The following is a 26,564-nucleotide window of genomic DNA, read 5'->3' as shown; positions in this document are numbered from 1 at the left end:
TCACCCGCCTGCCTTTATTTGGCCCCTTTTTAATTCAATTTATTTAACCGATGGCTATTGCCTAATGTATTACCATGTGTTATTATTTCATCAAGACATTCCAATACAAAACACCGGTGAGGAATGAAAAAAAACTAAATGTATCATACAAGGAGAAGACAATGGATATAAAACAAATTATTGGAGAAATTGTGGCGGGAAAACAAGAAGTCGGAGGTATTAAGCAGGTTTATTATGTAGCTTGCGGCGGTTCTTATGGCGCTTTTTATCCAGCCAAAACTTTTCTGGAGAAAGAAGCCAAAGACATTAAAGTAGGCTTGTATAACAGCAACGAGTTTGTGCACAACACGCCTAAAGCATTTGGCGAAAATTCGGTACTGGTCGTAGCTTCGCATAAAGGCAATACGCCGGAGACGGTGAAAGCGGCCGAGATCGGCAAAAAGGCGGGCGTTCCGGTCATTGCGTTAACCTGGATCACGGATTCGCCGATTACGGAGCACGCCGACTATGTGGTGAAATACACCTTTGGCGAAGGCAAGGATATCGCTGGAGAAAAAACCATTAAAGCCCTGTTGACGGCGGTAGAGGCCTTGAATCAGACTGAGGGATACGAGCATTATAATCAATTCCTCGATGGGGTAGCCAAAATCGATCACATTGTTAAAAACGCTTGCAAACACGTGGCCAAACGCGCCCTGGCGTTCGCCAAAAATCACAAGGACGATAACGTCATTTACACCATGGCCAGCGGAGCCGGTTACGGGGCCGCTTATATGGAAAGCATATGTATCTTTATGGAAATGCAGTGGATCAACTCCTCGAGCATCCATTCGGGCGAATTCTTCCACGGACCGTTTGAGATTACGGATGCGGAGATTCCGTTCGTCATCCAGATTTCCGAAGGAAGCACCCGGCCGCTGGATGAAAGAGCGCTGAACTTCCTGAACCGTTATGCCAAGCGAGTGGAAGTATTGGACGCCAAGGACCTGGGCTTGTCCACCATCGACAGCTCCGTGGTTGATTACTTCAACCATTCCCTGTTTAATAACGTTTATCCGGTTTACAATCAAGCTTTGGCGGTGGAAAGAGAGCATCCGCTTACAACCCGCAGATATATGTGGAAGGTTGAATACTAATGGAAAAATATAAGGTTATCGGCATCGGCGACAACGTAGTAGACAAGTATGTCCACCAGGGTTTGATGTACCCTGGTGGAAACGCCTTGAACTTCTGCGCTTATGCCAGAATGTGTGAAATGGAAGCGTCTTATTTGGGTAAATTCGGCAACGATCAAGTCGCCCATTATATCCAGCGGGTGATGGACGAATTGAAGATCGAGCATAGTCATTGCCGGAATTTTGAAGGGGAAAACGGATATGCGCGGGTTACGCTGGAAAACGGCGACCGTGTATTTCTCGGTTCGAACAAAGGCGGGATCGCCAAGGAAAAGGCATGGGATTTTACGGAAGACGATCTGGATTACATTAAACAATTTTCCGTGATTCACACCAGTCTAAACAGCTATATCGAGCAGGATCTGGCGATTTTAAAAACAAGCCATGTACCGATCTCCTTTGACTTTTCGGTGCGTTGGAATGACGAATATTTGGAGCAAGTATGCCGGTACGCGGACATATCCTTTCTTTCCTGCAGCCATTTAACGGAAAGCGAACGAGAAAGAGAGATGCGCAAAGCCCAAACGCTCGGCTCCAAAATAGTGATCGGAACGGTGGGGGAAAACGGCTCATACGCGCTGTATAAAGATCAGTGGATATACCAGCCGGCCGTATTGACGGAAACGGTGGACACGATGGGAGCGGGCGATTCTTATTTAACCGCCTTTCTTATCGGGATGATCCGCAGCTCGAAAGACGGCAACATTTTCTCGGGTCCGGATGTGGAAATGCTGGGCAGAATCAAAGCAAGCATGGAGCAGGGAGCCGCATTTGCCGCGAAGATTTGCCGGATCAACGGGGCATTTGGCCATGGCACGGCAATCGTATAAAGGGCCCTCCGACTCACAAAGAGACACCATAAATCGGCAATTTGTAAGCGTATTCAGACTACCATAAGGAGGGCGAACCTTCATGTTTTGGTTTCAGCTGATCATCATCATTTTGCTCATCTTCTTTGGCGCCAGAAAAGGCGATGTATTTATGGGCTTGCTCGGCGGCGTGGGCGTGGCGATCTTTGTTTTTATCTTCCACGTCCAGCCGGCGGCTCCTCCCATCGATGTCATGCTGATTATTTTAGCGGTCGTTTTGGCGGCCTCCGCGCTGCAGTCTTCGGGCGGGCTTAATTTTCTTGTTCATCTTGCGGAAAAAATGCTAAGTAAGTCGCCTAAAAATATTACGATCATAGCTCCGATTATCTCCTGGTTGTTTACGTTTTTATCGGGGACGGGACATGTCGTCTATAGTTTATTGCCGATTATCAATGAACTGGCCATCGATAATAAAATCAGACCGGAAAGACCGATTTCAAACAGTATCATCGCCTCCCAGCAGGCGATCACCTGCTCGCCGGTATCGGCGGCCACCGCCGCGATGATCGGATTTATGGCCCCGCTTGGCATCGGTTTGGGAACCATCTTGACGATTGCCATACCGGCTACCCTTTTGGGGGTTGTTGCAAGCGCTGTATTGACGATGCGCAAGGGCAAAGAGCTGGAGGAGGATCCGGAATATTTGCGGAGGCTGGCGGAAGGATTAATCGCCAAACCGGAGCAAAATGCTGAGAAACAAGCAGTTACCAAGGGCGCGAAAGCCTCGGTTGTGCTCTTTTTGCTGGGCGTTCTGGCGATTGTCGTCATGGGCCTGTTTACCAACCTGCGTCCGTCCTGGGTGCAGGGTGGCGAAACTACGCTTTTGTCCTTGCCGAATACGATTGAAATCATTATGCTGGTTTGCGCTACGCTCATCATTATCTTTGGCCGTCCGGCGATTGAAACGATTCTTAACGGCCCGATATTTAGGGCGGGTGCGCTGGCGATGGTGTGCGCTTTTGGGCTGGCTTGGATGAGCAGCACCTTCATCAACGGACAAACCGCTTTCATTCAGGATCATGTCGCCACCATCGTAAATAGTCATCCCTGGACGCTTGCGGTGATCATGTTTGTCGTCGCCGCTTTGACGACGAGCCAAGGGGCCACGACATTGATTATGGTCCCGATCGCCATCGCGCTGGATTTGCCTCCTTATATCGTCATCGGAGCGTGGATGGCCGTTAATGCCAACTACTTTTTGCCGGTCGCGTCGCAGTGCCTTGCCGCTATTTCTTTCGATACCGCGGGAACGACCAAAATCGGTAAATTTGTATTAAATCACAGTTTCATGATACCGGGATTAATTAATACCGTGATCTCCGTCATCGTAGCTACCTTGCTTGGAAGCGCTTTATTATAACCTTGAACAAAGAAAGGGGAACCGAGGGCGTGCGAATAGCGGGAGTTGGATTCAGCTGCATGGATGTTTATGATCAATTGAACAGGATGTATCCAACCGGGAATAGTGTCGATTTTGTTATTCATATGCGCAGAATGGGAGTTCAGGCTTCCTTGGTTAGTGTGGTCGGGACGGATGCTTACGGCGACATGATGATCGATATGCTGAAAACAGAGAAGATCGATGTATCCCATCTTAGCGTGCGGCAGGGCAGTACGGCGGTTTTCAAGATGGAGCTGAATGGGAACGATCGCGTGCACAAGGAAAAAATCGAAGGCGTGATGGCGCATTTCGCCTTGAATGAGGATGACCGGCGATTTATTGCGGAGCACGATGCGCTCCACACCAACCTGTCCGGCAGAATCGAGCGGGAACTGCCTTATTTCCGGGAGCGGGGCGTCTCCATTGTGTTTGATTTCTCCACGCGAACGAAGAAGGATATTGCCGGGCCGATTTTGCCGGATGTGGACTACGCATTCTTCTCCTATACGGAGGAGGACGCGTATATAACGGAGTTCATCGCATGGGCGCAGGCGTTGGGGCCGCGTATCGTCATCGCGACGTTAGGGGAGCGCGGCAGTCTGGCTTATGACGGCAAGACGTTGTATCGCGGTCAGATCGTGCCTGTGGAGGTTGTCAACACGGTCGGGGCGGGAGATTCCTTCTGTGCCGGCTTCATGTACGGCGAACTGCAAGGCTGGTCGATTGCGGAATCGTTGAATCATGGCGCTCGAACGGCAGCCGGGGTGGTCACCAAATTCGAACCCTACTGAAACAGTACAGACCAGAGAAGAGGTGCTTTCTTTGATTATTGATGTGCACACACATCCAATTTTCCACAAGGCAATTTGCGGGGACAAAGAGACGTTGGAATATCGAAAACGGGAGTTCGGCATATTCAAACAGTCGCCAACTCCGGTCGAGTCGGTGCTTCAGGAGATGGACTACATTGGCGTAACGCGCTCCGTGCTGCTCCCGCTAGATCTGACGACCAGAAGCGGCGGCTGGATTGTCGCGAATGAAGAGGTGCGAACGCTGGTCGATCTTGCGCCGGACCGGTTTATCGGTTTTGCCAGCGTGGATCCGTATCGCGAGGATGCGGCAGAGGCGCTGGAGTATGCGTTTGTCCATCTGAAGCTGAGCGGCCTGAAGCTTCATCCTTCAAAGCAGAAATTTTACCCCGATGATGACAGGCTGAAGCCGCTCTACGAGATTTGCGTGAAATACGACAAACCGATCATGTTCCACGCGGGGATGAGCTGGGAGCCAGACGCTCCGGCCGTATATTCGCACCCGCTGCGTTTCGAGGAAGTGGCGATCGCGTATCCCGAGCTCCGCATATGCCTGGCGCATTTCGGCTGGCCATGGATTCAAGAGACGGTGATGCTGCTGCTGAAATATCCGAATGTGTTCACGGACACGTCATTGCTCCATATGGATAATGCCCTTGACTTCTATACGCAGATTTTCAAAGTGAACATGGGTCCGCTCTGGATAGAGCGCAATCTGAGAGACAAGGTCATGTTCGGCACCAACACGCCCCGATTCAAGGCGAAGCGGCTTTTGCCGGCGCTTAAGGCGCTGGAGTTCCGGCCAAAGACATTGCAGAAGATTCTGAGCGGCAACGCTGAGGTTTTTCTGGGAGAGAGGAGGAATGAGCGGCCTTGGTTAAATTAAAAACGCTTGTGCTCAGGTCAACGGCCGAATTTCAGATGATCAAAATTACGAGCGAGATTCAAAGTTTCGTGGAACAATGCGGCGTAGTCAACGGTCTGGCGGCTGTTATCTCGGCGCATACGACTACCGGCATTATGGTCAACGAAGGACTGGAATGCGTGGAGACGGATATCGAGGAATTGCTGGAACGTTTGGCGCCCAAGGATTGGCCATACGCTCATGCGCATTTCCTGCCGTCGTACGGCGCAACGGGCAGCAATTCTCCCTCGCATCTCAAGTCGATGATTTCCGGCAACAGCTGCATGTTCGTTGTGCAGGATGGGAAGCTGGTGGCGGGCGACGCCCAGGATGTGTATTTGGCCGAATTCGACGGTCCGAAGAGCAGGAAAGTTTACATTCAGGTTATCGGAGAGTAGCTGTCACAAGTAAAGGAGGAATCTGGTTAATATGATACAAATCTCGCAAGTGGCTGCCGCAAACTATCATTATAAAAGGTATTCCCTGGAGTATTTCTTGAGTTCCGCCGCACGGTTGGGGTTCCGCAATATTGAATTATGGGCATCGGGACCGCATTTCCATTTGGACTATTTTTCGCTTCAAGACGTCAAAAATTTGCAGCAAAAAATAAAAGCACGCGGGTTAAAGGTCATCTGCCTGACCCCCGAGCAGTACGTCTATCCGGTCAGCATCAGCCATCCCGATCCGGAGTACCGCAAGCACAGCGTGGAGTTTTTTCGCCGCCATATTGAAGCCGCTTCGCTTTTGGAATGCGACCGAGTGCTGGTGACCACGGGGATCGCCTACCTGGACGCCGACGAGACGGAAGCATGGAAATGGTGCCGGGAATCCTTAAGTGAAATCAGCAAAACTGCGGAAAAAGAAGGAGTTTACCTTCCCGTGGAGGCGTTTACCAGCTTTTCCACGCACGTGTTTAACCGGGCCGAGCATATTTCCAAGATGATCAAAGAGGTCGGAAGCCCGTATTTGAAAGGGTTGGCGGATACGGATGTGATGGCCACGACAGGCAAGGACACCATTCACGACTTCATCAAGGAACTTGGAGATAATTTAAACCATGTCCATTTTGTGGACGGTAATCCCGGAGGGCATCTGGTTCCCGGAGAAGGCCGGCTGGATATGGCGGAGGCGTTAAAGGCGCTGAACGATATCGATTATAAGGGATATCTCGGGCTGGAATTGCTTGATCGAAGATATATTTTGGACCCGGAAAAAGCGATGCGGGATTCGCTCGCGTGGTTCGAAAAGCACTTATCCTAATACCCATCTGCGAAATGCGAAAGGAATGGTAAACCGATGAAGGCGGATATATTCATTCATGAAGGCGAAGGCATCCAATGCGTGTACAAAAACGAGAAATGGCTGGTGTGCATCAAAAACTGGAAACCGGATAACGATATCGAGGGCATTTATCGCCTGGAAGTCCATCGCGAAACCGATGAACAATTCATCTTGGTGAAGGGCAAAGCGATCCTGCTGGCGGCGGACCGGAAGGACGGCAAGTTCGATATTGAATTGATCGAGATGGAACCGGGGAAGGTCTACAATATTCCGCAGGACACCTGGTTTTACACGATCATGCAAAAGGATACGGTAATGACGTATGTTCAAGACGCCAACACCACGAATGAAAACAGCGAATACTGCGAAATGAGCGAGTCCGAGCTGGCTTTTGTGAGAAAAAGAGCGTCTGAAATATTGAATAAGTAAGAAAGGCAAAAAGCCGATTCCTGCGGAAGGAATTGGCTTTTTTCAAAAAATACTGGACTATTCGTTCCGATTAATTTATACTTGTGTTGGAAAGGAGGAAGTACCTTTGGGACGGATTAAAGAATTTGACCGGGAGCAAGTGCTGCGCAAAGCGATGATCGTTTTTTGGGAAAAGGGATATGAGGGAACAAGCATCCCGGATTTGCTGGAATCTATGGGACTAAGCCGATCCAGTTTGTACGAAACGTTTCAGGATAAACAAACGCTTTATTACGAGGCCATCCAATGTTACAAAAAGATGTCGCAAAAAAAACGCGATCTGATGATCCATGCCCCTTCTGCGATCGACGGAATCCGCCAGTATTTTGAGCTGCATATCACGAACGCATTTGCCGCGCACGGCGAAGCTTATCCAAACGGATGTCTGATTACGAACGCATCGATTGGTGTGGAAGCCTTGGATGAGCCATTGCAGAATACGATTCGCCACAGATTTACGGAATTGGAGCGGCTGTTTTACGAGACCTTAAAGAAAGGGCAAGAGGCGGGAGAAATTGCCCCCGATAAAGATATTAAAATGTTCGCGTACCTGCTGCTGAATCTCAACCACAGCATCAACGTGATGGCCAAGGTCCAAAGCGACAGCGCTAAAGTCCGCGATATGATGAACGCGGTTTTGGAGATGCTGTAAAGCTATTTTTTTTTCGGAATACCGGAATGATTGTTCCTGAAAATCGGGCCAATTTACGTGTACATAGGGGAATGGGCAACTTGTTCTCATATTGGAACGAATATTCCAGTATTTCTGCATTATAACTAATAAAAAGGAGTGTTTTTCATGAATGTCATCGCAAAAAGTAAGCCGGAGGAAAATACCGCTTCGTCATGGATCACGCTGATTCTTGCTGTGGCCTGCGGTCTGATCGCAGCCAATCTTTATTACACGCAACCATTGGTGGAATCGATCAGTTCGGCCGTAGGGTTGTCTTCGGGAGCCGCGGGTTTGATCGTCACGCTGACCCAAATCGGCTACGGGATCGGTTTGTTATTTATCGTTCCCTTGGGGGATCTGCTGGAGAACCGCAAGTTGGTGGTTACGCTGCTGATTTTGACAGCCATCGTGTTGATCATCGCCGCCGAAGTCCGAAACGCGGCCCTGTTTCTGGCCGCTTCCCTGTTGATCGGCGTCGGGTCCGTGGCGGCCCAGGTTCTGGTTCCCTACGCGGCTCATCTATCTCCCGAGGAAACGAGGGGACGTAATGTAGGCAACGTCATGAGCGGTCTGCTATTGGGGATCATGCTGGCCCGTCCGGTTTCGAGTTTGGTGGAAAATTACTTCGGCTGGCACGCGATCTTTATTTTATCCTCTGCCATGCTTTTGGTGCTGTCTCTTGTTCTGGCCAAGGTACTTCCGGCAAGACGCCCGCAAACCACCGTCAACTATCCGGCGATCCTCTCATCGATGCTGCAGTTGCTGAAGACGACGCCGATTCTGCGGCGCCGGGCACTTTATCACGCGTTTTTGTTCGGCATGTTCAGCCTGTTCTGGACCACGGTTCCGCTCGTTTTAACGAGTCCGGTGTTTCACTTTTCTTCAACAGGGGTTGCCCTGTTCGCTTTGGCGGGGGTATCCGGCGCGGCGGCGGCGCCTATCGCGGGGCGTCTGGCGGATAAGGGCCTGATCCGTGCGGCCACCGGATTGTCCATCGTGCTGGTGATTCTTTCCGGACTGTTGCCGATGCTGTTCGCCGGCGGTTCGATTCTCTCTATTGTTATCCTGGTGGCTGCCGCCATTCTGCTAGACATGGGCGTGTCCGCCAACATGGTACTCGGACAGCGCGCCATCTTCGCTTTGGGAGCGGAGGTCCGCAGCCGGCTGAACGGTCTCTATATGGCGATCTTTTTTGCCGGCGGAGCCATCGGTTCCGCGGTCGGGGGATGGGCTTACGCCATGGGCGGCTGGCAGGCGGCGCTGTGGGTGGGCGTTCTGTTTCCGGCCCTCGCGATGCTGTATTTTTTCACGGAAAAAAGGGGGGTGCGCGGCTGAACGTTCTTTCTTACAACAGAGCTGAACGCGGCTGGATGAGTTCTTCGTGCGGAGGCTGCGGAGGCTAGGAAATAGCGGTAAAAAAGGGCCCTATTGCCGGAAAAGAAGTGAATTCAGCCCCAATAGAGGAATTTTTTACCGCTATTACTGGCGAGCGGGGGCGAAAAGGGCCGTTTTCCCACCTTGCTAACAAAATAGGACCCAAAAGTTCCGCTATTTGGCGGGCAAGGGGGAGAGCCGCCAATATAGCGACATAAATTACCGCTAATTCGGCAAGAGCCCCAGGACACTCCCTTCACCTCAAATGTCCGCCAAAGCTAACATTCTCTGGTGGTTTTCAGTTACTGATTGTCTTTCGTTACCAGTTTGATCGCGACCGGTACATATTTTTCCACGGGCTTGCCGCGGAGTATATCGGCTGCGGTTTGTACCGCTTTCTGCCCGATCAGGTCGAATTGCTGCGCGATTGTAGCGGAAAGTTTGCCCTCCTTGATCGCTCTAAGCGCGTCCGCGCTTCCGTCGAAGCCGATAACCACGATATTTTTACCGGAGCTGGCAACCGCTTCGACCGCCCCTAGTGCCATTTCGTCGTTTTGCGCGAATACCGCCTGGATATTGGGGTTAGCCTGAAGCAGATTTTCCATGACGTTAAGGCCTTTGGTGCGGTCAAAATCGGCTGCCTGCTTGACAACGACATTAAGCTTGCTGTCCGCGAGGGAATGAAAGCCTTCGCCGCGTTCCCGGGCGGCCGATGTTCCCGGTATGCCTTCCAGCTCGGCGACGACCGCCCCCTCACCCAGCGAATCGATGATGTACTGTGCCGCCATTTTGCCTCCGCCTACGTTGTCGGAAGCGATCAGTGAGGCGACCTCGCCCTTGTCCGCCGAGCGGTCGATGGTGATCACCGGAATGCCGATGGCGTTGGCGTTTTGGACCGCCGCCGAAATGGCGGAGGAATCGGTGGGATTGATCAGCAAAGCGTTGACGCCTTTTTGGAGCAGATCATCGACGTCGTTGTTTTGTTTGGCCGGGTCGTTTTGGGCATCCACAACAATAACTTCAAATCCTTGTTTGTCAGCCTCCTGCACGACCATATCCTTTAAGTAGACGAAGAAGGGGTTGTTCAAGGTGGACATGGAAAGTCCGAGCTTGACATGATTTAAGTCCTTCTTGCCGCCAGTTTTGGCCCAGGAGGGCGGCTCCAGCGAGCAGCCGGAGAGCAGCAGCGTGATCAAGGCGGTTATCAGAAGATAAGGAATTTTTCTCAATTTCGTATCCCCCTACACGGATTTCTTTCGGTCCATCAGAACCGCGACAAGAATGACGATGCCTTTGACGACCGCTTGATAAAACGAGGAGACGCCAAGCAAATTTAACCCGTTATTCAGGGTGCCGATAATCAGGGCGCCAACCAGGGTTCCGACAATGCGGCCGCGTCCGCCGGACAAACTGGTGCCGCCGAGAACAACCGCTGCAATGGCATCAAGTTCGTAGGAGCTGCCGGCGGTCGGCTGGGCCGAATCGAGCCTGGAGGTAAGAATGGCTCCGGATAACGCCGCCAAAAAGCCCGTTAAAGAGTAGACCATGATTTTGATGCGCTGGACCTTAATTCCAGAGATAATGGACGCTTTTTCGTTGCCGCCGATGGCATAGGTTTTGCGTCCGAACGACGTTTTGTTCAGCAGCACCCAGAGCAAAGCGAACATGATCGCCATGGTGATGGCCGGAACGGGGATCCCCAGAAAATAACCGCGCCCGAACATTTGAAACGTCAAACTGTCGCCGAGGCTCGTGATCGGATTACCTTCCGTAAAGACCATGGTAAGCCCGCGGTAAATCGTCATGGTGGCTAAGGTGACGATAAACGGCGCCATTTTGCCTTTCGTAATGAACGCGCCGTTCACGGCTCCGAGTCCGGCCCCGAGTAAACAGGAGGCTCCGATGGCGATTATAGGGTTTACGCCACCGACGATCATACCGGCCATGATTGCGCTGGAAAGCGCCAGCGTCGAGCCGACCGAAAGATCGATGCCGCCCGTCAGGATGACGAGGGTCATACCGAAAGCGATCAAGGCATTGATGGCTACCTGGCGCAGCAAATTTAAAATGTTAAGCGGCTCTAAAAAAGCCGGGTTCAAGACGGCAACAACGATAACAAGAATGATCAGTCCCAGCATCGGACCAAGCTTCTGCATGGCTATGTTCATATTTCATTCCCCCCTGTGGCCAAGCTCATAATTTTCTCCTGCGTGGCCTCCGAACCTGCCAATTCTCCGGCGATTCGCCCTTCATGGATCACGAGGATTCTGTCGCTCATCCCGAGGATTTCCGGGAGTTCCGAAGAGACCATAATAATGGCTACGCCTCTCTCTGTCAGCTCGTTCATAAGCTGGTAAATCTCGCGTTTGGCCCCGACGTCCACACCTCTTGTCGGCTCGTCGAGGATCAGCACCCCGGGGCCGATGCCGATCCATTTGGCAATAACCACCTTCTGCTGGTTTCCTCCGGAGAGATTTCTTACCGGGGTTTCGAGCGATTCCGTTTTGATTTGCAGCCGGGTTATTAGCGTCTCGACAAAGGATTTCTCTTTGTTCTTGTCGATCAATCCGTTGCGGTTAAGGCTGGACAGGCTGGGAAGAACCATGTTTTCCCTGACGGAAAACTCCAGAACAAGGCCTTCTTCTTTACGGTTTTCGGTAATAAATCCGATTCCCTGCTTGACCGCGTCGGACGGATTTTTAATGTGCACAGCCTGATGTTTCAGAAGGATTTCGCCGGTGTCGAGCCTGTCAAGACCGTATAGAGCCCGCATGATTTCCGTTCGCCCGGCGCCCATCAAACCCGAGATGCCGAGGATTTCACCGGATCGCACGGCAAAATGGACTCCATGAAAAACCCCGTTTCTGGAGGCGTTTTTCACTTCCAGGACGACCGGACCGGGCGTAGTGCGGCGTTTAGGAAAACGGTCGGTCAATTCGCGTCCAACCATTTTTCGCACGACTTCGTCAAAGCAGGTCTCGGAAATTGGCTTCGTGTCGACGCTGATGCCGTCACGCATTACCGTAATGCGGTCGCCAATTTCAAAAATTTCTTCCATCCGGTGCGATATGTAGACGATAGACACACCTTCCCGTTTGAGCGCTCCGATGATCTCGAATAATTTCCGGGTTTCTTTTTCCGTGAGCGCAGCCGTCGGTTCGTCCATAATCATCACCTTGGCTTTCGTCATCAGCGCTTTGCAAATTTCGATCATTTGCTGCTGTCCAACCGAACACTTTACGGCAGCCTGATCCAGAGGAAGCGAGAGGGAGAGTTTGCTCATTTGCTCTTCTGCTAGCGCTTTCATTTTCTTCTGATTTAAAAATCCCCAACCGTTAGTTTCCTCCTTGCCGACAAACAGGTTTTCCAGTACGGTCATTTCCGGCCAGATATTCAGTTCCTGGTGAATAAACACGATTCCGTTATCCTCCGCTTCACGCGGATGGGTAAAGGAGACTTCTTTTCCGTCAATGAGGATAACCCCATCGTCCCGCGTATGGATGCCGGTTAAGATGTTCATCAGCGTGGATTTGCCGGCCCCGTTTTCCCCCATCAGCGCATGAACTTCACCTTCGAGCAGCTCAAAATCCACGCCGGCCAGCACGCGACTCGCTCCGAATGATTTATGAATGTCTTTCATTCTAATATGCAACCATGTTCACCTCTCGCCGCTTTCATTCTGAAGATAGTTTAGTTGGATGCACTTAAAAAACTTAATTCATAAGTGTTGTTCTCCTCCTCCTGAAACCATGAATATGTTGTTATATGCTGTCCTAGAACAAGAAAAAAGCGTTGTTTATAACCTTTTTAGCTAAAAAAATGAATTTTTAGAGTGGAATAACATTAAATAATATATAAACGTGAACTAAACACTTGTGAAGATGATTATGGGTACAAGGTGACGATATTCTAAAGAATGGGAAGCGATTCGACCAAAATACTTGACTCTCCCCTTTAGGGGAGACATTAAACTCCATGTGTAAGCTGATCAATTAAAAGGGAGGAGTCAAAATGAACCTGGATATCAGAGACGTTAGAAGCGAGGATATCGAGCCTATTAAATCGATCATTGCCAATACGTGGAACCGAAGAGGTTTATTGAGGATGAAGACGTCATAAATGCAGCCGTTACAATGGTGTTCGTTGGCGGCCTTCATCAGCGGCGCGGTGTTTTCGATCACGGCCAACGGACGAGTAGCCCTTTACTCGGATCCTGAACCGGCTGGCGAGATCAAGAAAAACGAGGGTCCCTGGACGGTGGAGGAATTGATTAAAACCGTTCCTGAAAATTTATTGAAAGATTATGTGTCCATTGCCACGCGGAATGAATGGGCTTAGTATAGCGGTGCTGCCGAAGCGAGTTTTGTAATATCAAGAAGCTAACGCTCCGAGGTTCATACTTTTGGATATTTAAAAAAACTAACGTCTTGCCTTTATTCAAAAAGGCAAGACGCTGATTTTGCGAATTATTGAGCGGACTTTAAAGATTCAACCTCATCCTTCGTTAGTCCGCTCGCTTTCACGATAACGGAAACCTCAATGCCCATGGCCAGCATGTTCTTGGCAATTTCCATGGCTTTCTTTTGTTCTCCCTGGGCCATGCCTTTCTCAATGCCCTTCTCGATTCCCTTCTCCATACCTCTAGCCATACCTTGTTCCGTTGCCCACTCAATCATGGACGCCTGGTCATGCAAATATTTCTGGCGCTCCTCGTACTTGCGGCGGGCTTCCCGATCGAGACTCAAAAACTCCAGCGTATCCATCGCTTTCTTCAAGCTTGGTTCATTCATCTTCAGCGCCTCCCAGTTCGTTTTGTCCGCACTCTTCAAAAAAAGCAGCCAATTTACCAAACCGCCCTCCACCGGAATCGATCGATCATCCAGCTTGGATAATTCTATGACGTGCATTTCAATGTCATCACATAGCTTAACTCTCGTATGATCTTCCCGTAAATGATAGACATTATGATACCGCTCGTTGGCAATGACCGTGAAATTCAAAATATTGATCGTCACGCATTTTTTCAGTTGCTTGTAGGATTGTCCTTCCTGCAACTGGCTGGAGTAGCGTTTGCTCCAATAATAGAGCGTCCGTTTCTCAATGTCGTATTTATTGAATAGCTGCATCTCCACGTTGATAAGTTTGCCTTCCGTAGTTTTGGCCCAGATATCGAAGATCGACTGTTTGTCGAGCGGAGCGTCCTTATCCGTATAGGGATTCAAAAGGACGATCTCCGTGAGCGGCGGCTCGCCAGATTCCATAAATGTTCGATTTAAGAAAGCCAGCAGCACATCTTTGTTGTCTTCACTGCCAAAAATCCGCTTAAAAACGAAATCATTCCGTGGATCAAGAAGTTCAGTCGTCAATTTGACATTCAACTCCATTTCTTTTATTTTATCACACTTTAAGTTCATGCAAACAAAAAGCCGCTCCAATACGGCAGCCAAACGAAGGCTCGTATTAAAGCGGCATGTGCTTCACGCCAGTTAAATTATGGTTAGAGTATACCCGATTATTATGAATGCTGCAACCTGAAACAGAGCTAAACAGTTTATCCACCTAAACATTACCAACACTCACCCAATAATTTGAAACATAAAATAATAAAGGCAAGAGGAATGTTAATTTTTTTTAATATAAGCGAAATTTTTGTATTTACCATTGACTGAAAACGGTTTAAATAATAATATATGACCATAAGTTGATCAACTGTTATCAAAAACTTGATTGAAGATTGGAATTTTTGAAATTGGGAGGATGCTATGATGACGCAAGTGTCAGAAGTGGAGATCTTAAAAAATTATATTAATGGCGAATGGGTGGAGAGCGCTACCGACCGTTATGAAGACGTGTACAACCCGGCGACTAACCAGGTTATCGCCCGTGTCCCTTTATCGACGAAAGAAGAAATTGATCATGCGGTTGAAGTCGCGGCCGAGGCTTTTAAAAGTTGGCAGAAAGTGGCCGTACCTCGCCGGGCTCGAATTCTGTTCAATTATCAGCAACTATTGACCCGGCACAAGGAGGAACTGGCCAAGCTGATCACGATTGAAAATGGCAAAAACCTGACCGAGGCTTTGGGCGAAGTGGGGCGCGGCATCGAAAACGTAGAATTTGCCGCCGGAGCACCGACGTTGATGATGGGCGATTCGCTGGCCAGCATCGCCACGGATGTAGAAGCTGTAAATTACCGCTATCCGCTTGGCGTGGTAGGAGGAATCGCGCCCTTCAACTTTCCGATGATGGTGCCCTGCTGGATGTTTCCGATGGCGATCGCGCTCGGCAACACCTTTATATTGAAGCCGTCGGAGCGTACGCCGCTGCTGACCAGACGGCTGGCGGAGCTGTTCGAGGAGGCCGGATTGCCTAAAGGTGTGTTCAACGTCGTATACGGAGCCCACGATGTCGTAAACGGTATTCTCGATCATCCGGAGGTCAAGGCGGTTTCGTTCGTCGGTTCGAAGCCGGTCGGCGAATACGTGTTCAAGCGCGGCAGCCAAAACCTGAAGCGGGTGCAGGCGTTAACCGGAGCCAAAAATCATACCATTGTCCTAAACGATGCGAATCTGGAGGACACGGTGACCAATGTAATCAGCGCCGCTTTCGGCTCGGCCGGAGAACGCTGCATGGCCTGCGCCGTGGTCACTGTGGAAGAAGGGATCGCCGATGAGTTCATCGCCCTTCTTAAGGAAAAGGCGCAGAGCGTTAAAATCGGCAACGGTTTGGACGACGGGGTGTTTCTCGGCCCGGTGATCCGGGAAGAGAATAAACGGCGGACCCTGCAATATATCGAAAAAGGTCTGGAAGAGGGAGCTTCGCTCATCTGCGACGGACGGGAAAACACGCCGGATCAAGGTTATTTTGTCGGGCCGACGATCTTTGAAAATGTAACGACGGAGATGACGATTTGGAAGGAGGAAATTTTTGCGCCGGTGCTGTCCGTAATCCGCGTGAAAAACCTCAAGGAGGCGGTGGAAATCGCCAACCGGTCGGAATTCGCCAATGGAGCCTGCATTTTTACCTCCAATGCGTCCGCCATCCGGTATTTCCGGGAAAACATCGATGCCGGAATGCTGGGCGTAAACCTGGGCGTACCTGCGCCGATGGCCTTCTTCCCGTTCTCGGGCTGGAAATCCTCCTTCTTCGGCACGCTGCACGCCAACGGCAAAGACAGCGTGGACTTCTACACGCATAAGAAGGTCGTGACCGCCCGATATGCAGCGCCGGCTTTTGAATAATCATCATGTTCAGGACAGTTGGGAGGTAAGGGGCCATTGACGCTGGTATCATTCAAAGAAATGCTTCAAAAAGCCAAGGCGGAGCAATATGCGGTCGGACAGTTCAATCTGAACGGCCTGCAGTGGGCGCAGGCCATCTTGCAGGCCGCTGAAGAAGAGCGTTCTCCCGTCATCCTGGCCGCTTCGGACCGGCTGGTGCCCTTTTTGGGCGGCTATAAAGTGATCGCGGTGATGGTGGAGGAGCTTGTCAAAGCGATGGCGATCACCGTTCCGGTGGCGCTTCATCTGGATCACGGGAAAACGCCGGAGAATTGCAAAAAGGCCGTTGACGCCGGCTTCAACTCCGTGATGATCGACGGTTCCCATGATCCGATCGAGCGGAATATAGCGATGACCGGCGAGGTCGTGAACTACGCGCACCCCCGCGGAGTGTCGGTTGAAGCGGAGGTCGGCACGGTCGGCGGGATGGAAGACGGTTTGATCGGCGGGATTCGGTATGCGGACCCTGGAGAATGCGCCGCGCTGGTCAAGGAAACGGGGATCGATGCGCTCGCCGCGGCGCTCGGTTCCGTCCATGGCCCTTACCGGGGAGAGCCGGTACTGGGCTTCGCGGAAATGGAGCGGATCTCCGGGCTTGTCGGGATTCCGCTGGTACTGCACGGCGCTTCGGGCATTCCCGCACATCAGATTCGGCGCGCTATCGCTTTGGGCCATGCCAAAATCAATGTCAACACGGAATGCCTTCAGGCCTGGGCGTCGGCGCTCCGCCGGACGCTTGACGCCGATGCCGGCCTGTACGATCCGCGTGCGATTTTGTCGCCGGGAACAGAGGCGATCAAGGAAGTTGTCAGAGGCAAAATCCGGGAGTTCGGTTCCGCGGGAAAAGCATCGCGGTAAGCATCGGCTAGCGGATTACCAAATTATAAATTCCTGTACGCCTGGCCTGCGACCTTTGCGCCGAGAGGCCAGGCGTGCAGGCAAACTGATTCAAGTAGGGAGAGATAGCAATGCTGCAAAACGAAAAACAACGAAAATTTGATCTCATCACATTGGGGAGAGCTTGCATTGATTTAAACGCGGTAGAATATAACCGGCCGATGGAAGAAACGTTGACCTTCTCGAAATATGTGGGCGGATCGCCCGCCAACATCGCGATCGGCGCGGCCAAACTCGGCTTGCAAGTCGGATTTATCGGCAAAGTTCCCGCCGACCAGCACGGCCGCTTTATCCGGCATTCCATGAAGAAGAGCGGCGTCGATGTCTCCTGTATGATTGACGACACGGAAGGACGCAAGGCGGGCCTGGCTTTTACGGAGATTAAAAGTCCGGAGGAATGCAGCATTCTGATGTACCGTGAAAATGTCGCCGATCTGTTTTTGCGGCCGGATGAGATCGAGGAAGAATATATTGCCGCCGCTTCGGCGTTGCTGATCTCCGGTACGGCGCTGGCCGCCAGCCCATCGCGCGAAGCCGTTTTTAAAGCGGTTTCAATTGCCCGGGACAACGATACCAAAGTCATCTTCGAATTGGATTATCGGGGCTACACCTGGAAGTCTCCGCAGGAAACGTCGATTTATTATTCGGCGATTGCCGAGCAATCGGATGTCGTGATCGGAACCCGGGACGAATTTGATGTGCTTGAAGGAAAAGAAGGCGGAACTAACGAGGCGACCGTTGCGCGATTGTTCCGTTATCGCCCGGGGCTGGTGGTTATCAAACACGGCGTGCAGGGTTCCTACGCTTATACCCGGGACGGCAAGGTGCACAGGGGATTAGCTTATAAATCCAAAGTGCTCAAAACGTTCGGAGCCGGCGATTCCTATGCGGCCGCTTTCCTGTATGCCTTAATGAGCGGAAAAGAGATTGCTGAAGCCTTGAAATACGCAAGCGCTTCGGCTGCCATCGTCGTCAGCAAGCACAGTTCATCGGAAGCGATGCCGACGGTGGCCGAAATCGAGCAGCTCATTGCCGCGCAAAGCCAATAAATTTGCTGGAGATTAACATCTAGTGTTTACTTTATAATTGAAGCGGGGGAAGTTAGTTTATGCCGATATTGATTGTTTGCTTTGGGGTTGCGCTGCTGCTTGTTCTGATTATGAAAGCAAAGCTGAATACGTTTGTATCGCTTACGATTACCGCGTTTGTCGTGGCACTGCTGCTCGGTATGGATCCGACGACCATCGTAACCACCATTGAAAGCGGAATCGGCGGCCAGCTGGGGCATTTGGCGCTGGTGTTCGGTTTCGGCGCCATGCTCGGCCGGCTGGTATCCGACGCTGGCGGCGGTTACCGAATCGCTATTACGCTAATCGACAAGTTTGGCCGTAAACGGATTCAGTGGGCGGTCGTGGTGGCTTCATTTATCGTCGGAATCGCCTGTTCTTCGAAGTGGGTCTGGTGCTCTTGATCCCGATTGTTTTCGTCATCGCGAAAGAATTAAAGATGCCGTTCCTGTATCTCGGCATTCCGATGGCCGCCGCGCTGAACGTAACCCACGGCTTTCTGCCGCCGCATCCGGCGCCGACCGCTATCTCGGCAGCTTATGGAGCGGATTTGGGACAGGTTCTGTTGTACGGCATGATCATCGCCATTCCGACGACGATTGTGGCCGGACCCTTGTTCAACAAAGTGCTGATGAAAGTGTATCCCCGCGTGTACGAGCGGGAAACGGACGCTTCCGTTGTCGGCGGCGATCAAAAAAGCTTTGTGCTTAGCGAAACCCCCGGTTTCGGCATCAGCGTGCTGACTTCCATGCTTCCCGTGATTTTTATGGGTGTTGCCGCGGCCGCCAAAATGGTGATGCCCGAAGATTCGGCCGTGCTCAAAGTGCTGAATTTTATCGGAACGCCCGGCACCGCGATGCTTATCTCTTTGCTGGTGGCCATGTATACTATGGGTATAGCCAGAGGGATCGCGATGAAGCAAATCAGCAATACTTTGGTAAGCGCTATCTCGCAAATCTCCATGATGCTGCTCGTAATCGGCGGCGGCGGAGCCTTTAAGCAGGTGCTGGTCGACGGCGGGATCGGCGATTACGTATCCCAATTGTTCTCGGCAACGAATCTGTCCCCGCTGCTTGTCGCCTGGATGATCGCGGCGATTTTGCGATTGTGCCTCGGCTCCGCCACGGTGGCCGCGCTGACGACAGCGGGTCTGGTGACGCCGCTGATCGCAGGCGGAGATGTGAATCCGGCGCTGATGGTGCTGGCTACGGGAGCGGGCAGCGTAATCGCCTGCCATGTGAACGATGCCGGGTTCTGGATGATCAAGGAGTATTTTGGACTAACGCTGAAGGAGACCTTTGGTACGTGGACTACGCTGACAACGGTGCTTTCGGTGACGGGACTGCTCTGCGTGTTGGCCTTGGGCGCGATTTTGTAAAGGTAAGGAGGAGCAAACGATGAACGGCCTGGATGTTGAACGGGTGTTGGGCTGGCTCGAGGAGGCGGCGCAAATGCTGCGCGACTCGCTTCAGGAAGAAAGAGAAATATCCCAGAAGACCGGGGCCCTTGATTTGGTGACCGATATGGACCGGCGGATCGAACAGTTTCTGGTCCGCAATATCAGGGAGTTCTACCCCGGCGACCGTATCCTGGGCGAGGAAGGCACGGGGGACCGGGTGGAGGATCTGGCCGGCCGTGTATGGATACTGGACCCCATTGACGGAACGATGAACTTCATCAAACAGAAAGAAAATTTTGCGGTCATGATCGCTGTTGTGGAAGATGGCATCGGCAAATGCGGTTTCATTTATGATGTAATGCGCAGCCGGCTCGTTTGGGGCGGGCCGGAAACCGGCGTATATTATAACGGTCAGCCACTGCCGCCATTGCAGGATCACGAATTAAAGGACAGCTTGGTAGCTATTAACTGGCAGATGTTTGCCGACAATGTTTCCAACGTCAAGGCGCTGGCCTGGGGAAGCTGCGGGGTCCGGATACAGAGCTGTGCGGGTACGGAATTTATTCAGCTTTTATTGGGAAAACAGTCGGTGTACGTTTCCAAGCTGGCACCTTGGGATTACGCGGCCGGGAGAATTTTGTGCGAAACCGCGGGGATTCGTTGTTCTACCATTAAAGGCGAACCGCTGGGATGGCTGGAATCGATTCAGGGAGCATTCGCTACACCGCGCGCATATGAAAGCGCTATACGAATGTTGAATGAACAATAATTTGCACCGGTGGAGACCTGTTGGCCTATTCGGCTAGGAGGTCTTTTTATTTTAAAAAAAATTAAATATAGTACGTTCTATATATTGATTTAGCTTGAAATATTGTGTATTATTCAAACATAAATGCTGATTATATATCCGATTTACGCTTAAAAAAGTGTGCAAGTTCGCTTATGAAGTGGAGGTAAACCGTGATCGAACTGACAGCCCGTCAACTGCAAATTATCGATATCGTCCAAAAAAACGCACCGATCAGCGGAGAACAGATTGCTGAAAGCTTGCACTTAAGCAAACCTACGATCCGCTCGGACCTGTCGCTGCTGGTTATGCTCGATTATATCAACGCAAAGCCAAAGGTCGGTTACTTCCCGGGAGGCAAAGCTTCTTCCGATCTGCGCAACGGTTACCTGCTGCAAAATAGCAAAGTCAAAGATATTCAGGGCATGCCGATCATTATCCGGGAAATCACCACCATACAAGATGCCGTCGTTACGCTTTTTCTGCAGGACGTGGGCACGCTTTTCGTTTGCGATGACGACGGCAAGCTCGCCGGGGTTGCCTCGCGCAAAGATTTTCTTAAGGTTACGCTCGGCAACCCTGGCGCCGCGTCCATGCCGGTCAGCATGGTCATGACACGCCAACCCAAGGTGGTTACGGTATTTCCCGAAGATACGGTGCTCGACGCGGCGCAAAAAATGATTTTGCACGAGGTAGACAGCCTGCCGGTTGTCGTTCCGGCTAACGAGGAAGAGAGCGGCGCAAGGCTTACGGTGGTTGGCCGTTTGACGAAAACTTCGATCTTAAAGCTGCTTCTTGACAAAGAGAACCATTGATAGGGAAACAGGAGGAATCGAGAGAGCATGGAAACATCACATTTGATCACGATCTGCTCGGATTCATTGGGAGATACGGCCGAGGCGGTAGTGCAGGCCGTCATACATCAATTTGAGAATCAACGAGTCAAGATCAAGCGGTACGGCAACATCCGGCATGAAGATGAGCTGCGGAAGCTGCTGGAAGAAGCCGCGCGCCACAAAGGGTTCGTGGCCTATACGCTGGTGCAGCCAGAGCTCCGCGAAGTGATTCGCGAGGAAGCCGTCAGGCTCGACCTGCGCATCGTCGATATTATGGGCCCTATGATGCAGGCGTTCATCGATACTTTCGACGATGCCCCGCGAGCACGGCCCGGCCTGCTGCATCAGCTTAATGAAAATTATTTTCGGCGTATAGAAGCCATCGATTTTACGGTGGCCAGCGACGGCGGACGGAATCTTGAAGCCATGTTCGAGGCGGATATCGTGGTGATGGGCATATCGCGCACCTCCAAGACGCCTTTAAGCATCTTCCTGGCCCATCGCGGCAAAAAAGTCGTAAACTATCCGCTCGTTCCCGAGGTGGGGCCGCCGCCGCATCTGCTGAGCCTGCCTTCGAGCCGCCTCATCGGCCTGACGATGGAGCCGGAGCATATGCTCAAAATCCGTTCGGAGCGGCTGAAAATGCTGGGCCTGCCGCTGGACACGCAATACACGAGTCTGGCCCGTATCCAGGAAGAAACGGATTACGCCCTGGCGCTATATTCCCGGCTCAAATGTCCGGTTATCGACATTACCGATAAAGCGATCGAAGAGACGGCCGGCATCATCATGGGTTATATTTAAAAAAATTCCAATTATAACGCTATTGGGGGGAGTTTGTATGGAACGAGAACTGACGCTGGAAATTGTAAGGGTGACGGAACTTGGCGCCCTGGCCGCCGCCCGCTGGGTCGGCAGAGGCGATAAAAATGCGGCCGACGAGGCTGCTACCGCGGCGATCCGCTCCATGTTCGATTCCGTTTCGATCGACGGAACCGTGGTCATTGGCGAAGGGGAAATGGATGAAGCGCCTATGCTCTATATCGGGGAAAAGGTAGGCAATGGCCTGGGACCGTCCGCGGACGTTGCCGTTGATCCGCTCGAAGGCACGGAAGTGGTGGCCGCGGGTCTCAGCAACGCGCAAGCCGTCATCGCCGTCGCCGACAAAGGCAGCCTGCTGCACGCCCCTGACATTTACATGGAGAAGCTGGCCTGCGGCCCGCAACTGGCCGGTAAATTGAGCATTACGGATCCGGTCGGCATCACCTTGAACAAAGCCTCCCAAATTACGGGCAAATCGCTTTCCGAACTGACCGTCATGGTTCTTGACCGGGAACGCCATGCGGGCCTGATTTCCGAATTGCGGAAAGCCGGCGTCCGGATCAAACTGCTGCTTCATGGCGATGTCGCCGGCGCCATTGCGGCCGCGCTGCCGGACAACGACGTTGACCTTTACCTTGGCTCCGGCGATGTCTTGTTCGCCGCCACCGGCGTGACGACCGGAGAATTTCTGAACGGGGTCCGCTTTATCGGTTCCGATCATGCGGAGACGCATTCCGTCATCATGCGCGCGCAGAGCCGCACGATCCGCTATATAAAGAGCATGCACTTTCTTCCCAAAAAGCAGTTTCCGGCGGAAATTCCCGCCTGGGAACAGGTTTCTTCCTTGTAACACTTCCATAGAGTATTAGCAAACTTAAAACGGCATGCGTCGTCCTTGGACAAACGCATGCCGTTTTAAGTTTGCGCATATTTCTATTGAACTAAAACTTTTTAACCAAAAGATGATCAAAACAAAAAGTTATAGCTAGATACACAAGGTATTATGATAATTTCGTGCCCAAAAGGTGGAATAAAAAGAAAAAATGTAAAATATAAGTTGATTGTAAGCGCTTTTAATATTATCATGTAATCACATTATCATCAAGAGTTTATCATAATATCATCGCAATTTATCTCCGCAAAAACTTCGGGAAAGGAGGCGGCATAAACAAGCAAATTACGAAGAGAACCAAAAGAGGAGGAAGCGCATGAATACGTTGGCAAGCAGAGAACCGTCCAAGCAGAAGAAAACGATTGTTGCCGCCTTGGCTAACTACATCGATGCCGGTTCGATTGTGGCCGGTTCGGCCGGATTGTCTTTATGGGTAGATTATCTTGGATTGAATGACAGCCAAATCGGATTGCTGGGGGCCATGAGCGCCAACGCGATTTCGGCCGCCATCGGCGCGCTGATCGGCGGGTATTTGGCGGATAAGGTGGGAAGAAAGAAAATTTATACAACCAGTATGGTGGCTTATGCGCTTGGAACCCTGCTCATTGTTTTTGGGGTTAATTTTCCGATGCTGCTTGTCGGCTACATTATCGCCGGCATCGCGGTCGGAGCGGACATTACCGCTTCCTGGACCATTATCGCCGAGAATGCCCCTAAGGAGAAACGGGCCAGGCATGCCGGAATGGCTCAGGTAGCCTGGGCGCTGGGAGCGGTTATCGTTATGCTTCTATCGGTGCTGCTCGGGGGGATGGGCTTGCTCGGCAACCGGATCGTTTTCGCCCATTTGCTGGTCATTTCTTTGATTACCTTAATCCTGCGCCTGCGCTTGCCGGAATCGGAAGCCTGGAAAAGCCGGCAGGTCCACCAGAAGCAGGGGATGATTGAAAGGAAAACGTATAGGCATTTGTTCCAGCGCAAATTTTTGCGCAGCATTCTTTTTTTGATGGGTGTGTATCTAGTCTGGAATTTGGCCGCCGGCGTTATGGGTTTCTTTATGCCGTATATCTATCAGAAAGTCGGCGGGGTCTCGGCAACGGCCGCCAATCTGTTGCAAATGGGGTATTTTACCTTCACGGGTCTGGCGGTGGCCTTGATTTTTATGGTGTTCGCGGATAAACATCGCCGCAAAGTGTATGCGTTTTCAGCGTTGCTTGCCGTTGCCGGCTGGTCGCTGCTATTGCTTCCGGTGGATGGAATCCCCATTCTTGTACTGTTTATCATTTTGATGGGCATCAACAACGGCTCCGGCCAGCAAGCCAATTACCAGCTGTGGTCCAGCGAATTGTTCCCCACTTCGCTGCGGGCGTCCGCGCAAGGCTTTATGTTTTTCGCGGTGAGAATAACGCTCGGCATATGGAGCGTGTTCGTGCCGATGCTGCTCACGGATTTTGGCATACGGGCGGTCGCCGCGATCCTGGTGGTTTTTGTGTTTATCAGCTTCCTGATCGGCACCTTGTTCGCTCCGAGCACCTCCGGCAAATCATTGGAAGAGATTCAGCTGGAGCTTTACGGAGAACCAAAACCGCCCCTATTTTCGAATAAAGGCTCTTCGGCTGACCTTGTTGAACCCAAAAATGAATTTTAACTTACATCTTCAATCAACAAAATAAATAAATTTGGAGGAGTATACTCATGACCATGAAGTTTGGAGTTATCGGAACCGGAGCGCTTGGCGTAGATCATATGAGAAGAATCCAGCAGACGTTAAACGGCGGCGAGGTTGTGGCGGTTACGGATATAAACCCGGAGGCGGCTAAACAGGCGGTGGCAAATTGGGGACTGGATGCGCAGGTATTTCCCGATGACCGCACCCTGCTGGCCGAAGGTAACGTGGATGCGATCGTGATTACGAGCTGGGGGCCGGCCCACAAGGCGAGCGTGCTGGCCGGCATTGAAGCGGGAAAATACGTTTTTTGCGAAAAGCCGCTCGCTACAACCGCCGAGGATTGCTTGAGCATTGTCGAGGCCGAGATGAAGCACGGCAAACGTTTGGTGCAAGTCGGGTTTATGCGCCGGTATGACAGCGGATACATCAAACTGAAAGAGGCGATCGAAAATAAATGGATCGGCGAACCGCTGATGATCCGCGCCGCGCACCGCAATCCGGAAGTGGGCGACAGCTATCTGACCAACATGGCGATTACGGATACGCTGATTCACGAAATCGACGTGTTGCATTGGCTTGTCAATGACGATTATAAAGCCGTGCAGGTGGTTTATCCGAAGAAAACCAAATATGCCTCGGGCCATTTGCAGGACCCGCAAATCATCACGCTAAAAACCGCAAGCGGGATTATTATTACCGCCGAAGTATTTGTCAATTGCCAATACGGTTACGATATTCAGTGCGAGGTGATCGGGGAAGAGGGGATCGTCGCGCTGCCTGAAGTTCAAAGCGTTACATTCCGTAAGGATGCCAAGCTCGGAGTGAACCTGCTTATGGACTGGAAGCAGCGTTTCATCGAGGCTTACGACGTGGAGCTGCAGGATTTTATCGATTCCATTCAAAAAACGGGCGAACCGGGCGGGCCAACGTCCTGGGACGGCTACATCGCCGCGGTGACGGCCGACGCTTGCGTCAAAGCGCAAGCATCGGGCGAGTGGGAACCTGTAACCTTGAAGGAGAAACCGGAGTTTTACCGTACAAACCGATAAACCTGCCCGACAAGGAGGAACCCCTTGATCGATCTGTATATCCCTCAATCGGAACCGGGAATTGTGTGGAAGCGAGGCGTATATTTTCATGAGGCTTCAGACTTAGCAAAATCAATGTTCTTTTATGTTTTTTGGGGCGGCGAGTATTATTGCCGGTTTCCGTATAAAGTGGACCGAGATTATATGAGCTCCTTTATTCTATTTTCGATTCAGGAGGGAAGCCTTGCCTTTCATTACCGGGACGATCAATTTACCGCTTCCGCGGGCGATATCGTTTTGCTGGATTGCCGGTACCGCAATTACTATTATGCGGTGGACGATGTGAGGTTTCACTTCTTTCACTTTTCGGGCCCGCAGTCCGAGATGATGTGCGAGGAGTTGTATAAAAAAGCCGGGTGCCTGTTCTCCGGAATGGGCCGTGACAATACGGCGATCCCCGCGATCATTGATAAAATCGCCGCCGGCAATCCCGACGATTTTGATCTGTCCGTGCAAATCTATCAATTACTGGTTTCTCTTTTTAAAGCGGGTTATCCGGCAGGCCCAAAGCAGGTTTCGGGAAAAAGGCTTAATCCGGATCTTAGACCGGCTCTGGATTACATTCATGCTCACTTTGCCGAGAAACTTTATGTTGAGCAATTAAGCAAGCTTTCCAATCTGAGTTTGTACCATTTTGTGCGGTTGTTTAAAAAAGAGATCGGCGTAACTCCGCACCATTACATCCTGAACTTGCGGCTGAAAAGAACAAAGCAACTGCTGGTGGAGACCAATCTCACGGTGGAAGAAATCAGCGCCCGCTGCGGGTTTAATAATGTCGCCCATTTCATTCGGACGTTCTCCAAATCCACGGGCGGGCTGACCCCCGGCAAATTCAGAAAGATGCGATTTTAAGCTGACCCGGTGCACTGCGCCGGCTTCTTTTTTAGGCGCTTTGGTTG

General features: G+C 51.4%; 25 protein-coding genes and 1 pseudogene. 22 read left to right on the top strand and 4 right to left on the bottom strand.

Annotated features, from left to right (window positions below; genetic code table 11):
- Window positions 1-161 precede the first annotated feature (161 nt).
- The 10 genes from NYE74_RS26295 to NYE74_RS26250 all read left to right on the top strand — a co-directional run bounded on the left by NYE74_RS26295 (window position 162) and on the right by NYE74_RS26250 (window position 8,895).
- On the top strand, window positions 162-1,136 hold the full coding sequence (locus NYE74_RS26295) for an SIS domain-containing protein (RefSeq protein WP_240752524.1): 975 nt from the start codon (window positions 162-164) through the stop codon (window positions 1,134-1,136).
- Window positions 1,136-2,005 carry a fructoselysine 6-kinase gene (locus tag NYE74_RS26290; RefSeq protein WP_240752526.1) on the top strand — a complete coding sequence of 290 codons (870 nt, stop codon included), beginning with the start codon at window positions 1,136-1,138 and terminating at the stop codon, window positions 2,003-2,005. Before NYE74_RS26295 ends, NYE74_RS26290 begins: the two co-directional genes overlap by 1 nt.
- An 82-nt stretch (window positions 2,006-2,087) precedes the next feature.
- Window positions 2,088-3,404 (top strand): anaerobic C4-dicarboxylate transporter family protein, encoded by a 1,317-nt coding sequence (locus NYE74_RS26285; RefSeq protein WP_124331656.1) that lies wholly within the window; start codon window positions 2,088-2,090, stop codon window positions 3,402-3,404.
- Between the two features lie 29 nt (window positions 3,405-3,433).
- Window positions 3,434-4,216 (top strand): fructoselysine 6-kinase, encoded by a 783-nt coding sequence (gene frlD / locus NYE74_RS26280; RefSeq protein ID WP_036628520.1) that lies wholly within the window; start codon window positions 3,434-3,436, stop codon window positions 4,214-4,216.
- A gap of 22 nt (window positions 4,217-4,238) precedes the next feature.
- Window positions 4,239-5,120 carry an amidohydrolase family protein gene (locus NYE74_RS26275; protein ID WP_255310158.1) on the top strand — a complete coding sequence of 294 codons (882 nt, stop codon included), beginning with the start codon at window positions 4,239-4,241 and terminating at the stop codon, window positions 5,118-5,120.
- Window positions 5,108-5,536: a secondary thiamine-phosphate synthase enzyme YjbQ gene (locus NYE74_RS26270; RefSeq protein ID WP_036624528.1), complete on the top strand. Its 429-nt coding sequence runs from the start codon at window positions 5,108-5,110 to the stop codon at window positions 5,534-5,536. The genes NYE74_RS26275 and NYE74_RS26270 overlap by 13 nt, the downstream gene beginning before the upstream one ends.
- Window positions 5,537-5,567: 31 nt before the next feature.
- On the top strand, window positions 5,568-6,398 hold the full coding sequence (locus tag NYE74_RS26265) for a sugar phosphate isomerase/epimerase family protein (protein WP_036624527.1): 831 nt from the start codon (window positions 5,568-5,570) through the stop codon (window positions 6,396-6,398).
- A gap of 36 nt (window positions 6,399-6,434) precedes the next feature.
- The gene (locus tag NYE74_RS26260) at window positions 6,435-6,848 is read left to right on the top strand and encodes a hypothetical protein (protein WP_036624525.1); all 414 of its coding nucleotides are present in this window, start codon (window positions 6,435-6,437) and stop codon (window positions 6,846-6,848) included.
- 106 nt (window positions 6,849-6,954) lie between these two features.
- The gene (locus NYE74_RS26255) at window positions 6,955-7,539 is read left to right on the top strand and encodes a TetR/AcrR family transcriptional regulator (protein WP_036624523.1); all 585 of its coding nucleotides are present in this window, start codon (window positions 6,955-6,957) and stop codon (window positions 7,537-7,539) included.
- Between the two features lie 147 nt (window positions 7,540-7,686).
- Window positions 7,687-8,895, top strand: coding sequence for an MFS transporter (locus tag NYE74_RS26250; protein ID WP_341005286.1), 1,209 nt, complete (start codon window positions 7,687-7,689; stop codon window positions 8,893-8,895).
- A 341-nt stretch (window positions 8,896-9,236) separates the two neighbouring features.
- Here NYE74_RS26250 and rbsB read toward each other — a convergent pair whose 3' ends face one another.
- From rbsB to NYE74_RS26235, 3 genes are read right to left on the bottom strand one after another with little or no spacing between them, the layout of a single operon-like run.
- Window positions 9,237-10,163 carry a ribose ABC transporter substrate-binding protein RbsB gene (gene rbsB / locus NYE74_RS26245; RefSeq protein ID WP_124331652.1) on the bottom strand — a complete coding sequence of 309 codons (927 nt, stop codon included), beginning with the start codon at window positions 10,161-10,163 and terminating at the stop codon, window positions 9,237-9,239.
- Window positions 10,164-10,175: 12 nt separating this feature from the next.
- Window positions 10,176-11,102: an ABC transporter permease subunit gene (locus tag NYE74_RS26240; RefSeq protein WP_036624518.1), complete on the bottom strand. Its 927-nt coding sequence runs from the start codon at window positions 11,100-11,102 to the stop codon at window positions 10,176-10,178.
- The gene (locus tag NYE74_RS26235; protein WP_036624515.1) at window positions 11,099-12,586 is read right to left on the bottom strand and encodes a sugar ABC transporter ATP-binding protein; all 1,488 of its coding nucleotides are present in this window, start codon (window positions 12,584-12,586) and stop codon (window positions 11,099-11,101) included. Before NYE74_RS26235 ends, NYE74_RS26240 begins: the two co-directional genes overlap by 4 nt.
- A 467-nt stretch (window positions 12,587-13,053) precedes the next feature.
- Between NYE74_RS26235 and NYE74_RS26230 the strand changes: the two genes are divergently transcribed.
- Window positions 13,054-13,272: a hypothetical protein gene (locus NYE74_RS26230; RefSeq protein WP_036624514.1), complete on the top strand. Its 219-nt coding sequence runs from the start codon at window positions 13,054-13,056 to the stop codon at window positions 13,270-13,272.
- A 128-nt stretch (window positions 13,273-13,400) separates the two neighbouring features.
- Here the strand turns inward: NYE74_RS26230 and NYE74_RS26225 are convergent, their stop codons facing one another.
- Window positions 13,401-14,318, bottom strand: coding sequence for an Rpn family recombination-promoting nuclease/putative transposase (locus NYE74_RS26225; RefSeq protein ID WP_394373448.1), 918 nt, complete (start codon window positions 14,316-14,318; stop codon window positions 13,401-13,403).
- A 381-nt stretch (window positions 14,319-14,699) separates the two neighbouring features.
- Between NYE74_RS26225 and iolA the strand changes: the two genes are divergently transcribed.
- The 11 genes and pseudogenes from iolA (at window position 14,700) to NYE74_RS26170 (ending at window position 26,517) form a co-directional block, all read left to right on the top strand.
- Window positions 14,700-16,172 carry a methylmalonate-semialdehyde dehydrogenase gene (iolA, locus tag NYE74_RS26220; RefSeq protein ID WP_155620464.1) on the top strand — a complete coding sequence of 491 codons (1,473 nt, stop codon included), beginning with the start codon at window positions 14,700-14,702 and terminating at the stop codon, window positions 16,170-16,172.
- Window positions 16,173-16,208: 36 nt separating this feature from the next.
- Window positions 16,209-17,069 carry a class II fructose-1,6-bisphosphate aldolase gene (gene fba, locus NYE74_RS26215; protein ID WP_316560701.1) on the top strand — a complete coding sequence of 287 codons (861 nt, stop codon included), beginning with the start codon at window positions 16,209-16,211 and terminating at the stop codon, window positions 17,067-17,069.
- Between the two features lie 110 nt (window positions 17,070-17,179).
- Window positions 17,180-18,157 (top strand): 5-dehydro-2-deoxygluconokinase, encoded by a 978-nt coding sequence (iolC, locus tag NYE74_RS26210; protein ID WP_316560702.1) that lies wholly within the window; start codon window positions 17,180-17,182, stop codon window positions 18,155-18,157.
- Between the two features lie 59 nt (window positions 18,158-18,216).
- Window positions 18,217-19,553: pseudogene (locus NYE74_RS26205) on the top strand (gluconate:H+ symporter).
- A 19-nt stretch (window positions 19,554-19,572) separates the two neighbouring features.
- Window positions 19,573-20,343 (top strand): inositol monophosphatase family protein, encoded by a 771-nt coding sequence (locus NYE74_RS26200; protein ID WP_036624506.1) that lies wholly within the window; start codon window positions 19,573-19,575, stop codon window positions 20,341-20,343.
- 191 nt (window positions 20,344-20,534) lie between these two features.
- The gene (locus tag NYE74_RS26195; protein WP_036624503.1) at window positions 20,535-21,176 is read left to right on the top strand and encodes a helix-turn-helix transcriptional regulator; all 642 of its coding nucleotides are present in this window, start codon (window positions 20,535-20,537) and stop codon (window positions 21,174-21,176) included.
- Window positions 21,177-21,203: 27 nt separating this feature from the next.
- The gene (locus NYE74_RS26190) at window positions 21,204-22,001 is read left to right on the top strand and encodes a pyruvate, water dikinase regulatory protein (protein ID WP_316560704.1); all 798 of its coding nucleotides are present in this window, start codon (window positions 21,204-21,206) and stop codon (window positions 21,999-22,001) included.
- Between the two features lie 37 nt (window positions 22,002-22,038).
- On the top strand, window positions 22,039-22,869 hold the full coding sequence (glpX, locus tag NYE74_RS26185) for a class II fructose-bisphosphatase (RefSeq protein ID WP_316560705.1): 831 nt from the start codon (window positions 22,039-22,041) through the stop codon (window positions 22,867-22,869).
- Between the two features lie 358 nt (window positions 22,870-23,227).
- Window positions 23,228-24,556, top strand: a complete 1,329-nt coding sequence (locus NYE74_RS26180; RefSeq protein WP_213509883.1) for an MFS transporter — start codon at window positions 23,228-23,230, stop codon at window positions 24,554-24,556.
- 47 nt (window positions 24,557-24,603) lie between these two features.
- Window positions 24,604-25,626, top strand: coding sequence for a Gfo/Idh/MocA family protein (locus NYE74_RS26175; protein WP_036624492.1), 1,023 nt, complete (start codon window positions 24,604-24,606; stop codon window positions 25,624-25,626).
- Window positions 25,627-25,809: 183 nt separating this feature from the next.
- Entirely contained in the window at window positions 25,810-26,517 is a 708-nt protein-coding gene (locus NYE74_RS26170) for an AraC family transcriptional regulator (RefSeq protein ID WP_164815258.1), read from the top strand.
- Window positions 26,518-26,564 lie beyond the last annotated feature (47 nt).

This window comes from Paenibacillus sp. FSL P4-0127 (assembly GCF_038007325.1).
GTDB classification, from domain to species: Bacteria; Bacillota; Bacilli; order Paenibacillales; family Paenibacillaceae; genus Fontibacillus; species Fontibacillus macerans.
This window is presented reverse-complemented; position numbering and strand designations above follow the sequence as displayed.